At 41.2% G+C, this 12,778-nt stretch carries 15 protein-coding genes; 11 read left to right on the top strand and 4 right to left on the bottom strand.

Features of this window, described 5'->3' with window-relative positions:
* The first annotated feature begins 62 nt into the window (after positions 1 to 62).
* Entirely contained in the window at positions 63 to 509 is a 447-nt protein-coding gene (locus C8D94_RS08135) for a type I restriction enzyme HsdR N-terminal domain-containing protein (protein WP_115123425.1), read from the top strand.
* A gap of 50 nt (positions 510 to 559) precedes the next feature.
* On the opposite strand, the gene C8D94_RS08130 is transcribed toward C8D94_RS08135, so the two are convergent.
* Positions 560 to 1,405, bottom strand: a complete 846-nt coding sequence (locus tag C8D94_RS08130) for a DUF2911 domain-containing protein (RefSeq protein WP_115123424.1) — start codon at positions 1,403 to 1,405, stop codon at positions 560 to 562.
* Positions 1,406 to 1,509: 104 nt separating this feature from the next.
* Here C8D94_RS08130 and C8D94_RS08125 point away from each other — a divergent pair, with 104 nt between their 5' ends.
* From C8D94_RS08125 to C8D94_RS08100, 6 genes are all read left to right on the top strand, one after another.
* Entirely contained in the window at positions 1,510 to 2,187 is a 678-nt protein-coding gene (locus C8D94_RS08125) for an aquaporin (RefSeq protein WP_115123423.1), read from the top strand.
* Between the two features lie 348 nt (positions 2,188 to 2,535).
* Positions 2,536 to 2,997 (top strand): SRPBCC family protein, encoded by a 462-nt coding sequence (locus tag C8D94_RS08120; RefSeq protein ID WP_115123422.1) that lies wholly within the window; start codon positions 2,536 to 2,538, stop codon positions 2,995 to 2,997.
* A 10-nt stretch (positions 2,998 to 3,007) separates the two neighbouring features.
* Entirely contained in the window at positions 3,008 to 3,700 is a 693-nt protein-coding gene (locus C8D94_RS08115; RefSeq protein WP_115123421.1) for an SDR family NAD(P)-dependent oxidoreductase, read from the top strand.
* Position 3,701: 1 nt separating this feature from the next.
* Positions 3,702 to 5,006 carry a cryptochrome/photolyase family protein gene (locus tag C8D94_RS08110; protein ID WP_115123420.1) on the top strand — a complete coding sequence of 435 codons (1,305 nt, stop codon included), beginning with the start codon at positions 3,702 to 3,704 and terminating at the stop codon, positions 5,004 to 5,006.
* A 97-nt stretch (positions 5,007 to 5,103) separates the two neighbouring features.
* Positions 5,104 to 5,340, top strand: coding sequence for a (4Fe-4S)-binding protein (locus C8D94_RS08105; protein ID WP_115123611.1), 237 nt, complete (start codon positions 5,104 to 5,106; stop codon positions 5,338 to 5,340).
* Positions 5,341 to 5,432: 92 nt separating this feature from the next.
* Entirely contained in the window at positions 5,433 to 6,026 is a 594-nt protein-coding gene (locus C8D94_RS08100; RefSeq protein ID WP_147278517.1) for a hypothetical protein, read from the top strand.
* Between the two features lie 311 nt (positions 6,027 to 6,337).
* Here the strand turns inward: C8D94_RS08100 and murA are convergent, their stop codons facing one another.
* The 3 genes from murA to C8D94_RS08085 are packed head-to-tail and all read right to left on the bottom strand — an operon-like array spanning position 6,338 to position 8,653.
* Complete coding sequence (murA, locus tag C8D94_RS08095; protein WP_115123418.1) at positions 6,338 to 7,651, bottom strand: UDP-N-acetylglucosamine 1-carboxyvinyltransferase; 1,314 nt, start codon at positions 7,649 to 7,651, stop codon at positions 6,338 to 6,340.
* Between the two features lie 15 nt (positions 7,652 to 7,666).
* Entirely contained in the window at positions 7,667 to 8,302 is a 636-nt protein-coding gene (locus C8D94_RS08090) for a DUF4290 domain-containing protein (RefSeq protein ID WP_115123417.1), read from the bottom strand.
* Between the two features lie 60 nt (positions 8,303 to 8,362).
* Positions 8,363 to 8,653 (bottom strand): DUF493 family protein, encoded by a 291-nt coding sequence (locus C8D94_RS08085; protein ID WP_115123610.1) that lies wholly within the window; start codon positions 8,651 to 8,653, stop codon positions 8,363 to 8,365.
* Between the two features lie 169 nt (positions 8,654 to 8,822).
* On the opposite strand from C8D94_RS08085, the gene C8D94_RS08080 reads away from it, so the two are divergent.
* The 4 genes from C8D94_RS08080 to C8D94_RS08065 all read left to right on the top strand — a co-directional run bounded on the left by C8D94_RS08080 (position 8,823) and on the right by C8D94_RS08065 (position 12,683).
* Positions 8,823 to 9,383, top strand: a complete 561-nt coding sequence (locus C8D94_RS08080) for an AAA family ATPase (protein WP_115123416.1) — start codon at positions 8,823 to 8,825, stop codon at positions 9,381 to 9,383.
* Complete coding sequence (locus C8D94_RS08075; protein WP_115123415.1) at positions 9,380 to 11,278, top strand: RecQ family ATP-dependent DNA helicase; 1,899 nt, start codon at positions 9,380 to 9,382, stop codon at positions 11,276 to 11,278. Before C8D94_RS08080 ends, C8D94_RS08075 begins: the two co-directional genes overlap by 4 nt.
* Positions 11,278 to 12,225, top strand: coding sequence for a methionyl-tRNA formyltransferase (fmt, locus tag C8D94_RS08070; RefSeq protein WP_115123414.1), 948 nt, complete (start codon positions 11,278 to 11,280; stop codon positions 12,223 to 12,225). The genes C8D94_RS08075 and fmt overlap by 1 nt, the downstream gene beginning before the upstream one ends.
* Positions 12,226 to 12,410: 185 nt before the next feature.
* Positions 12,411 to 12,683 (top strand): HU family DNA-binding protein, encoded by a 273-nt coding sequence (locus C8D94_RS08065; protein WP_115123413.1) that lies wholly within the window; start codon positions 12,411 to 12,413, stop codon positions 12,681 to 12,683.
* The last annotated feature ends 95 nt before the right edge of the window (positions 12,684 to 12,778 follow it).

The following is a 12,778-nucleotide window of genomic DNA, read 5'->3' as shown; positions in this document are numbered from 1 at the left end:
TAGATTGTAGATTTTTAGATTGTAGATAGAAACAGGATAAATCAAAAACTGTAAATTGCGCTATGCTGAAACTTAATTTCCCTGGCTATTCGTTCCGTTTCAAAAGTAACGAAAACAAACGTTTCATTTTTGACGAAATACGAAAAAAATTTATGGTGCTCACTCCTGAGGAATGGGTACGCCAGCACGTGGTACAGTATTTAATCTCAGAAAAAAAATATCCTAAATCCCACATTAACGTTGAAAAACAACTACTCCTCAACGGGACAAAAAAAAGATACGATGTAGTTGTATACAACAATAACGGCTCAATAGAAATTATTGTTGAATGTAAAGCTCCCTCAGTTAAGATTACGCAAGATACCTTTGACCAGATTGCCCGCTATAACCTTGTTACAAATGCCAGTTATTTGATGGTAAGCAACGGAATACAACATTATTTCTGCCAATTGGATTACAGCAACGAACGCTATATCTTTTTAAGGCAACTTCCAGAATATACTCCATAAAAAAACGCTCCCACATCAGGAGCGTTTTTTTTAAAAGAATATAGAACAGTTTACATTGCTCCCCATTCTTTCAAGCTTTTTGTATTTAAAGCTACATAATCGTCGTTTCCAGCTTCTTTTGCCATTTCCAAAGATTTCTTCGCAGCGCTAATAGCTCCTTTTTTATCACCTGCTTTGGCATAGATAAGCGATTGTTGTCTGTGAAACCAAAAAGCTGGTTGCTCGCGCATCTCAATGGCTTTATCTATCCATGTTTTTGCTTTGTTTATGTCTTTACCTGCATTAAGATAATACACGGCCGCTTGGTAATAATCGTTAGCAGATGGGCCGTTCATCACTCTATCAATACTTGCAGAAACTTGCTTATCGGTCATAAACTCAATAGGCAACGCTACATAGCTCTTTTCCCACATCATTCCTAGGTTTGCAGAGTTGTTCGTAATATCATCAAAAGACATTGTAAATGTTTCAATATCAATTGGTAATGGAAATACTTGTGCTTTTGCGGTTGCCGCAACTTTACTATCGTCCCATTTTTGTGGAGTTCCCCAGTTATTACTGTCTGAATACAACATCACATCCCAGCTCTGTACACCAGGCCTTGTATAGATGGCATACGTTCCTGCTTTTACTTCTTTACCTCCTACCATTACATCGTCACTAAAGGTAATCTTGGTATTGGCGTTGGCTCCGGTACGCCATATTTTATCGTAAGGCACCAAGCCTCCAAATATAGTACGTCCCTTCATTGAGGGTCTTGAATATTCAACAGTAACATCGGTAAGTCCAACTTTCTGTTCAATTTTTTGTGATGGGCTGGGCGCAGGGGTTTCGAGTTGTGCTTGCACGGCAAAAGTTGTTGCTATGGCACAAACAAAGAGGATTATTTTTTTCATGATTTTGGTTTTGATTATGGTTTCTGCGAAGTTACAACGCAGTCAGTTTAAAAGAGTTAACAAAACCTTAAAAAAGAATATTTAAATCCGTGTACCTTTGCACTATGAAGAGCAGCATTTCAAAACGACTCATAGCCGAAGCCATTGGTACCTTTGCCTTGGTTTTTTGCGGTACGGGAGCCATAGTAATCAATGAGTTTACGGGGGGTACCGTTACCCACCCAGGCATTGCATTTACCTTTGGCCTCATTGTCATGGGAATGATTTATGCTTTTGGCGACATAAGCGGCGCCCATATTAATCCTGCAGTTACTATTGGTTTTGCGTATGCCAAAAAGTTTCCTTGGAAAGAAGTACCCCTCTATGCTGTCGCCCAATGTGCGGGTGCCCTGGCAGCTAGCGGGTTATTACTTTACCTTTTTCCCGACAACGAACTATTGGGAGCCACACTTCCACAAATCGAGGTGTTAAAGGTATTCATTCTTGAAGTACTGTTATCTTTCTTTTTAATGGTGGTGATCATCAATGTTTCTACCGGCGCTAAGGAAATAGGCGTAATAGCCGGTATTGCCATTGGTGGTATTGTGCTATTGGAAGCAATGTTTGCAGGTCCTATTACTGGAGCATCTATGAATCCAGCACGCTCCTTGTCACCTGCGCTGGTCTCTGGAAATTTGCAGCACTTATGGTTGTATCTCACTGCACCGATTATCGGTTGTATTTTGGCGGTGATGAGTTGTAAATTGGTGAAAGACGAGCACTGTTGTGATGACGATTGCTAATTAATTGTTAATCTTTAACTTGCCTATTGACTCGTAGTATTTTTCTGATGTATTTTTACTGAAAAAGAAAACAATGCTACGATTTATCAAAAAATTTTTTAGATTTAATCGCGTTTCAAAACCTACGATAAACAGAGATTTGTACAGAATCCTGCGTATGAACAAACGCGTGATATCGCTACGAAAGTAAAGGTCAAGCTACCGCCACTTATTACTCCCAAAAGTCATCGAAAGATACCTTAAGGGGATTTTTTTGCTTAACCTACACAAGACACTATTGTTAAACTTTGTTTAATCCTCTTCTATTTTTATTAAACAAAATGTATTTTTAGCGTATAATCCAGTACATTGAAAATCTATACGCTTCATTCCAAACAAAATCTACCCATCTCCAAAGCTGAGGCTTGGGAATTTTTATCAAACCCAGAGAACCTGAAGGTAATCACCCCAGATTATATGGGATTCCACATACTTTCGGGAGCCGATAAACCTATGTATCCAGGGCAAATCATTCAATACATTGTCACTCCTGTCCTAGGGATAAAAACGAAGTGGGTCACCGAAATTACACACGTAAAGAATAACAACTATTTCGTGGACGAACAACGCTTTGGACCCTATGCACTATGGCACCACAAACATTTCATAAAGGAAATTGATGGCGGTGTTGAAATGGAAGATATCATAGATTACAAACTTCCCTTCGGTTGGTTGGGGCAGCTGGCACACCCAATTCTCGTACAACCGAAATTGAAAGAGATTTTCGATTACCGCAAAAAAAAATTGACCGAATTGTTCGGCACACTATAATAGCAATACTATGAAAAACATACTTTTGATTGGCGGATCCTACGGTATTGGACTTGAAATAGCCAAAAAAATGAGCAAGAACCATAATGTAACTATTGCTTCCAGAACCAACAAAGACATTCCCGAAGGGATTGAGCACATATCATTTGATGTCTCTAGCGACACCCTATCAGAAAAAGAACTCCCAGAAAGCATCGACGGATTGGTATATTGTCCAGGAAGCATAAATCTAAAACCATTTAAAATGCTCTCTCCTGAAGCCTTTCAGAAAGATCTGGACATCAACTTTATTTCGATGATAAAGACTGTCCACGGCTTACTTCCGCAGTTAAAAAAATCTGATCAGGCAAGCTTGGTCTTCTTCAGTACTGTAGCAGTAAAAGTGGGTATGCCTTTCCACACCAGTGTAGCGGCCGCTAAAGGAGCCATCGAAGGCTTTGCAAAAGCACTTGCAGCAGAATACGCACCCAACTTTAGGGTAAACGTAATAGCACCCTCACTTACCGATACACCTCTCGCCGGTACATTATTGAGCAGCGAGGAAAAGAAAGAAAAAATGGGCGAGCGCCACCCCTTAAAACGCGTTGGAGACACAAAAGATATCGCAAATTTGGCTACCTTTCTACTTTCTGAGGACTCCTCCTGGATGACCGGGCAGGTATTGGGCGTAGATGGTGGGATGTCCACATTAAATATCCAGTAAGATGGTAGATAAAGTAAATATATTCTGGTTTAGACGCGATCTTCGGTTGGATGACAACGTTGGTTTCTACAAAGCGCTTCACGGAAAACATCCTGTATTGCCGCTCTTCATTTTTGACGAAAATATATTGGGGGAACTCCCCGAGGACGATGCGCGGGTCACCTTCATCTTTGACGAACTCCAAAAAATGAGAAACCAATTGCAAGAGCATGGAAGTAGCCTTGCTATGTATCACGGTACCCCAAAAAAGGTTTTTGAGAATATTATTTCAGAATTTGAAGTGCAAAACGTAATAACAAATCACGATTATGAACCGTATGCCAAAGATCGGGATGCTGAAATTTCAGCATTATTGGAAAAAAAAGATGTTGGCTTTTTTACCTACAAAGACCAAGTCATCTTCGAAAAGGATGAGATCGTGAAGAACGATGGAGACCCATATGTTGTTTACACGCCCTATATGAAGAAATGGAAAGCTACTTTTTCTGAAGACAAGCATGTAAAGATTTACTACACTTCCCAAGTTTTGGACAATTTGGTCCAACACTCCCTCTTGCCCAATGTAAGCCTTTCGGATATGGGTTTTAAACGCTCAAAGATTGAGGTGCCAGATTACGACGTTACCCCCACAACCATTCAGGAATACGAAAAAACCCGCAATTTCCCTGCACAGGAGGGCACTTCCAGATTGGGCCCCCATCTTCGGTTTGGCACTGTTAGCGTACGGAAAATGGTGAAGAAAGCCATTGCCAAAAAAAACGAAACCTTTTGGGAAGAACTTATCTGGCGTGAATTCTTTATGCAAATCTTATGGCATTTTCCAAAAACGGTGGACAATGCCTTCAGAAAAAAATATGACCATGTCCCGTGGCGCAATGCAAAGGCTGATTTTGAAAAATGGAAAGAAGGAAAGACCGGCTACCCCTTAGTGGATGCTGGGATGCGACAGCTAAATCAATCTGGATACATGCACAACCGCGTTAGAATGTTAGTAGCCAGTTTTTTGTGCAAACATCTACTTATAGACTGGCGCTGGGGCGAGGCCTATTTTGCTGAAAAATTATTGGATTATGAGCTCTCGAGCAACGTGGGGAACTGGCAGTGGGCCGCAGGTAGTGGCGTAGATGCGGCACCTTATTTCAGGATTTTTAACCCAACCACACAAATCGAAAAGTTTGATAAGCACCATTCTTACATAAAAGAATGGGTCCCAGAATTTGATACCGACGACTACCCCGAAAAGATGGTAGACCATAAAGAAGCGCGGGAGAGAGCGTTGGAAACCTATAAAAAAGCAATAAATTAACATTTAGCCGTAAGAATATTCCCTAATATTACTTTTTATCGATATTTTTCATATATTTATCGATGTATTAATGGCCTTGCCCCCAAAATCTAGCCTTATGCAGTCTTACGAAAACAAATTCACCAACGGTGAGATAACCGTTACTTATGAACCCAAAAAATGTATCCACGCCCAAGCCTGTGCCAAAGGACTTTCAGATGTCTTCAGGACTACAGTGATACCGTGGATAGACTTGGATGCCGCAGAAACCGAACAAGTGATCGAGCAAATACAAAAGTGTCCTTCCGGCGCTCTGTCTTTTTGTTACAACAACAAACGGGTACTTGTTAAATAAATGGTAATTTGCCTTTATTTTTGGGAGTTTTAGCACAATTTTTCTACACTTGCGCTGTTATCACTTTCATAACAAACCCAACAAAAAAACAAATGAACAAAATTATTAGTACAGCAGCAGCCGTATTCCTGTGTATATCCCAGTTAGCTGCACAGGAAAACCCCCAAGAATCTCCCAACACTATTGAAAATCAGTTTGTAGAGGTAGTAGATGGCTCTAACAGCTACCAAGAATTCAAGGTGATCAAAAAAACCGAAATAAACAAACTGCGTTCCAATATTTTGGACACCATTTCAGGCTTGGAAGGTAAAATAACCTCCCTCAATACCGAAATAGACTCTCAAAAGAATGAAATTGCCTCTCTATCCCAAAATTTGAAGAGAACCGAAGAAGATTTGGCACTGAGCCAAAAAAAGGAAAACGGAATAGAGATTTTCGGTATCCTGACCCAAAAAAGCACCTACAATACTATTATGTGGAGTGTTGTAGGCATTTTGTTAGTAGCCCTGGCTTTCTTCATATATAAATTCAAGAACAGCCATGCGGTTACCCGAAACGTACGCTTAAAACTGGCCGAAACCGAAATCGAGTTTGAAAAGGCCCGCCAAACACGAATCGAGGAACAGCAAATGCTCCGCAGAAAACTTCAGGATGAAATTAATAAGAACAGAAAATTACAAGGCTAGGAGGAAGTACGAATGATGAATGAATGACGACTGACGACTGACGACTGACGACTGACGACTGACGACTGACGACTGACGACTGACGACTGACGAAATTTAAAAATAGAAATTGGAACTAATAATTTCTTCTTGATAAATTTCTTTTAATTGAATATTCGGTAGAATACGAATAAAGGAATTATAGATTATTATTGCCCTTCAACTTAAAATTAAAGGGATTTCTTAATAAATTCTCTATGATTGTTTTAATGTCTAGCTGAGTCGCTAAATAACCAATTTACAGATTTATCGGCTCACTAATTCACCAAAACCTAGTCTATCCTAGTAATCTTCGCCCCAATGGCTCGTAATCGCTCATCAATATTTTCGTAACCACGGTCTATTTGTTCGATATTATGGATAATACTGGTCCCCTTGGCCGAAAGCGCTGCAATAAGCAAGGAAATTCCCGCACGGATATCCGGTGATACCATCGTGGTTGCCTTTAACTGTGATTTAAAATCATGTCCCATTACAGTTGCACGGTGTGGGTCGCACAAGATGATACGTGCTCCCATATCAATTAGTTTATCTACAAAGAACAAGCGGCTCTCAAACATCTTTTGGTGTATCAATACATTTCCTTTGGCTTGGGTACACACTACAAGAACAATGCTAAGCAAATCTGGTGTAAATCCTGGCCAGGGAGCGTCTGCCACTGTCAAGGTAGAACCGTCTATATAGCCTTGGATTTCGTACCCGTCGTCATGAGCAGGAATGTAAATATCGTCTCCTTTTTTCTCTAGGGTAATCCCTAATTTTCTAAAGGTATCAGGAATCAGTCCCAAATCTTTCCAACTCACATCCTTGATGGTAATCTCACTTTGTGTCATAGCCGCAAGACCTATCCAGCTCCCTATTTCAATCATATCCGGAAGGATACGGTGGTGGCAACCGTGTAGGCTTTCCACCCCTTCAATAGTGAGCAAATTGGAACCTACGCCTTTGATTCTGGCCCCCATACTGTTCAGCATTTTACATAGTTGCTGTAAGTAAGGTTCGCACGCGGCGTTATAAATGGTAGTAGTGCCTTTTGCAAACACGGCCGCAAGTATAATATTGGCAGTTCCCGTAACCGAAGCTTGGTCCAACAACATATTGGTTCCCGTAAGTCCGTCCGGTGCTTCCACGCCATAAAAACGTTCTTCACGATTGTAGCGAAACGTTGCGCCCAAATTTATAAACCCTTCAAAGTGGGTGTCCAACCTTCTTCTACCTATCTTATCGCCTCCCGGTCTTGGAATGTATCCTTTTCCAAAACGTCCCAACAAAGGCCCAACGATCATGATGGAACCACGGAGAGAGCTTCCTTCTTTTTTGAAAAGCTTAGATTCCAGGTATTCCAGTTTCAGGTCGTCCGCCACAAAGGAATATTTTCCCTTGCCCAGTTTTTGTATTTTCACACCTAGGTTCCCAAGGATTTCAATAAGCTTGTTTACATCCCTAATATCTGGGATGTTTTCAATGATAACTTCTTCTGGAGTTGCCAATACGGCACAGAGTATCTGCAGGGCTTCATTTTTGGCACCCTGCGGACGGATTTCACCTTTCAGTTTGTGACCGCCTTCAATTTGAAATGTTCCCATAAATATTCTTGGAGGTTAGTAGCGCTTACGGCCTCTATTGTTTTTGTGGCTTTTTTTGCTGTTGGTATTAAAGCGTTTTTTGTTCTTCATAAGTTTTTGTGCGTCACGAAGATCCTCATCGCTGTTCTTCAGGTTTATCTTACCTCCTGAAAGTTCGTAGAGGTGTTCAAAAATCACGTCGTCTTCAACCGTATCCTTGTTCCAGTTAAGGAAGCACTTTTTCATATGGTTGGCAATGGTGAGGATAAGCCCCTCCTTTTTGTCACCTTCTTCCCATTGTACAGCTACATCAATCATACGCTTTATATTATTTCCGTAGAACCGATATTTTGGATGGTTTTGTGGATATGCAAGCGGGTCTGGCTTTGCGTACAACTCTTCTGGAGTAGGTTTCTCAAAGGGAGAGTCTACATCCAGTTGAAATTTTGAGATAATGAACAACTGGTCCCACAGCATATGCTGAAAGTCCGGCACATCGCGCAAATGGGGGTTTAGGTTACCCATTACGGCAATGATACTCTTTGCTTGTTTGTTCCGTTTTTCGGGGTCTTTCTCGGCAACCGCTTGGTCTACCATTTTTTGGATATGGCGACCGTATTCTGGAATAATAAGATGCGGGCGCTCCGTATTGTATTCTATAGCTTCTATCAAAATAATAGGTTTAGGAAATGTAATCTGGTTGAAGTAATAACGCTTGCAAAATACTAAAAATTATAGCGAAATAACACCTTCCACCTCCGAAACTTGCAAATATTTCTCAATTACCGCATCTGGCGAATCCATTGTAACCTTAATAGATACGCTCGTATAAGTGCCTTTAGAGGAGTCTCGGGTTTGTATTTCTGCTCCCATACGGTCGAAAATAGCTTCAATCTCGGCTATTTTTTCATTGCTGGCAGGCACTATAAATTTATAAAGGTACGGTGCTGGCCATTGGGTGTCACCCTCCAATTGTTCGCGGAGTCGTGCGTAGAATGCTTCAGATTTGCTTTCGGAACTCATACAATTTTCATTTTCTACAAAGATACGTTTTCTTGCAGGAAGTAAATACATTGGGGATTTGTACTTTTGGAGATGAAATCTAACCTGAACTTGAAGTGAAAGATGAACTCAAATGGAGTTAGAGATGAAAAAGAGATTTACGGCGTAGGATTCAAGATTTTACCTTAAAATGAAAAAAACGGAAAACGCACCCAAAAGAATCGTTATAATTGGTGGCCCTGGCTCGGGCAAGAGCACACTTATAGTCGCTTTGGAAAAAGATGGTTACCCATGCATGCATGAAATTTCAAGACAAGTAACATTGCAGGCACAAAAGGAAGGAATAGACCAATTGTTTTTGACCAACCCCATCCTGTTTAGCCAAAAACTCTTGGAAGGTAGGCTACAGCAATTTAAAGAGGCTGAGGAATACAAGACAGGCTACCTCTTTTACGATAGGGGCTTGCCAGACGTTCCAATTTACATGGACTATCTTGGCACCTCCTACCCTGACCATTTTACTGAAACTTGTAAAAAACACACTTACGATACTGTTTTTCTCTTACCGCCTTGGGAAGCAATATACGAACAGGACAACGAGCGCTACGAAGATTTTGAGACTGCCCAAAAATTATACGAATTTCTAAAAAAGGGGTATAGAAATTTTAATTATAACCCCATTGAAGTCCCCATTGGAGACATAGCACAACGCAAAGATTTTATCTTGCAAAATTTACGAACCTTATTTTGACCAGCCCCCACCACATTCTTGAGAAATACTGGGGCCATAGTACCTTTAGACCTTTACAGGAAGAAATTATAAATTCTATACTGGCTGGGCAAGACACCGTTGCACTTTTGCCCACCGGGGGCGGGAAATCTGTTTGTTTCCAAGTACCCGCATTGGTGAACGAGGGAATATGCGTTGTAGTTTCACCATTGGTGGCCCTTATGACAGAGCAAGTAGCAACTCTTAAAAAGCAAGGCATAAAAGCCTTGCAAATCTCGGGGGGGATATCGTTTCAGGAATTGCAAACGTTGCTGGACAATGCCAAATATGGCAACTATAAGTTCCTGTACCTCTCGCCTGAAAGATTACAACAGGAACTGGTACAGAATGCAATAAAGCAAATGCCCGTAAACCTTGTCGCTGTAGACGAGGCGCATTGTATCTCACAATGGGGAAACGATTTTCGTCCAGCGTACAAAAATATAACGCTACTAAGGGAAATACATTCTTTGGTCCCAATCATTGCCCTTACCGCCACTGCTCCACCCAAAGTACTCGAGGACACCATAACCGAATTAAAACTAGAACTGCCCAAGGTCTTTAAAGCATCCTTTGCAAGAGAGAACATACGCTTTGAAGTGTATAAAGTTGAAGACAAGCTATACCGCGTACAACAGTTGTTAAAGCATTGCACAGGGAAGTCCATATTGTATGTACGCAGTAGAAATGCAACCGTAGAGACGAGCAAACAACTGAACACCTTAGGAATAGCAAGCACATTTTACCACGGCGGTCTTCCAACCGAAACGAAGGAAGAAAAAATGACCTCTTGGCAACATGGAAAAACCCCAAATATAGTGGCTACAAATGCCTTTGGTATGGGAATAGACCAGCCAGACGTACACTTGGTAATCCACCTACAATTGCCAGATAGTTTAGAGGCCTATTTCCAAGAGGCAGGTCGTGCTGGCAGGGACGGCTCCAAAGCAAGAGCCATTGTACTGTGGAGCGAGTATGATATACAATTGGTTAAAAAACAGTTTGTAGATTCCTATCCAAGCACCAAGGACGTAAAATATGTATACAAAAAATTGAACAACTATTTCCAGGTTCCATACGGCGAAGGTGAATACACCTCCCACCCTTTCAATTTTTCAAAATTTTGCAGTACGTACAAGCTCAATTCCCTGTTGGCATACAACTGTTTGCAATTATTGGACAGATTGGGGGTGTTACAACTCACCAGAACTTTCGGTAGAAAATCTATTGTCCATTTCACGGCAACATCGGCTGTTGTGCTAGCGTATTTCAACAAAGATATACTGGCATCGGTAGTTGGAAAAACCATCCTGAGACTCTACGGTGGGATCTTTGAAACAGAGACACAGGTAAACCTTCAATTGGTCGCCACAAAATCTGGACAGGACATTCCAAAGGTAATCCAAGTCCTGGAGCAGATGGAACGGGATGGACTGCTTGAGCTTAAACTACAGTTGACCGATGCTGTCCTAACATTTATAGCCCCGCGGGAAGACGAAAAAACCATAAATCCCTTGAGCAAGGAAATAGCATTGCAAAAGAAAAAAAAGGAGCAGCAGGTACACGCCGTATTGCGGTATATTGAAAATAAGGACGTGTGCAGGAGCATACAATTGCTTCGGTATTTTGGCGAGGAGGATGCGCAACCCTGTGGCACTTGTTCGGTATGCAACGTTAAAGGACAAAAAATTTCAGAAACAGAACGAAAGCAACTTTCAGAAAAAATACTGTTGCTCTTGGAAGAAATGCCGCAAAGTTCCCGTGAACTTTCAGAAAAACTTACTTTTGCAGAAACCGAAATTCTCGCCACACTACGACTGTTATTGGACAACAAGAAAGTTACTCTGGGCGCAGGGAATCGATATTTTTTAAAATAATGGAAGACTTAAGAATAGTATTTATGGGCACCCCTGGTTTTGCAGTGGGTGTCCTACAACACTTGGTAGAGAACAATAAGAATGTAGTGGCCGTGGTCACCGCTCCGGACAAACCTGCGGGCCGTGGGAGGAAACTGCACGCCTCTGCCGTAAAGCAATATGCCCAAGAGCAGGACATCCCGGTGCTGCAACCCACCAACCTAAAAGATGAAGATTTTATAGCGAACCTTAGCTCCTACAATGCTACTGTGCAAGTGGTAGTAGCGTTTAGAATGTTGCCCAAGGTGGTTTGGGAGCTCCCAAGATACGGTACCTTTAATCTTCACGCTTCATTACTGCCCGAATACCGTGGCGCTGCACCTATTAATTGGGCCGTCATAAACCAAGAGGAGAAAACAGGCGTGACCACTTTTTTTATAGATGAAAAGATAGATACCGGAGAAATCATTTTTTCTGAAGAAGTGCCAATTTCAGAAAGAGAGACCGCAGGGAGTCTCCACGACACGTTAATGGAGGTGGGTAGTAAACTTGTACTAAAAACTGTTGAAACCATTGCTGAAGGCAACATAACTACTCTAGCACAACCAAAAAACGAGACCTATAAGGAGGCACCAAAGCTACACGCCGAAAATACGAAGATAGACTGGTCCCAACCCATAGAGAAAATTGATGCTTTGGTAAGAGGACTCTCCCCCTATCCTGTTGCCTGGTGTTACTTGCGCCAAGACGAAGAAAAGTTGAAGGTAAAGATTTATAAAACCAATATAGAATCTTGCAAACCTCCCGAAACTATTGGGAGCATTATCACCACCAAGAGAACCATTAAAGTAGCTTGCCAAAATGGCTACCTTTATATTAAAGAGCTGCAGTTACCCGGGAAAAGAAAAATGGATGCTGCTTCACTCTTAAATGGGTTTTCGTTTAAAGATGGCGCAAAACTCACGTAGCCCCCGTGAATGCTCATGTCTTTAAAAAGCACAAAAAACGGGGCTTGGTTATCAACAAACCATCGAAGTTATCAACAAAAACGGCGATTTACCCCGTCATTCCTTGCGTGAATGGATAATCCGATTAAATTTGTAGAGCAAATCAATAAAGTTTAACCAACAATTTTTAATTTAATTACTAAACTATGAACAAATCAGATTTAATCGATGGAATGGCAGCAGATGCCGGAATTACAAAAGCAGCCGCAAAAAAAGCATTAGAGTCTTTTTTAGGAAATGTTGAGAAATCACTAAAAAAAGGAAACCGCGTATCTCTAGTAGGATTCGGATCTTGGTCAGTTTCTAGAAGAGCTGCAAGAGAAGGAAGAAACCCACAAACTGGAAAAACAATTAAGATTGCTGCTAAGAACGTAGTAAAGTTCAAGGCTGGATCTGATCTTTCTAGCGCTGTAAACTAACCTTTACAACTTGGCAAAAAATTGAAATCCCGCCCCTTGGCGGGATTTTTTATTTGTAAGAAAATACGTTTGGTGTGCTTTTTAATTGGTTATTA

The organism is Marinirhabdus gelatinilytica, from assembly GCF_003353425.1.
Classification (GTDB): Bacteria; Bacteroidota; Bacteroidia; order Flavobacteriales; family Flavobacteriaceae; genus Marinirhabdus; species Marinirhabdus gelatinilytica.
Note: the sequence above shows the minus strand (reverse complement) of the source record. Positions and strands in the feature narration are given on the sequence as shown.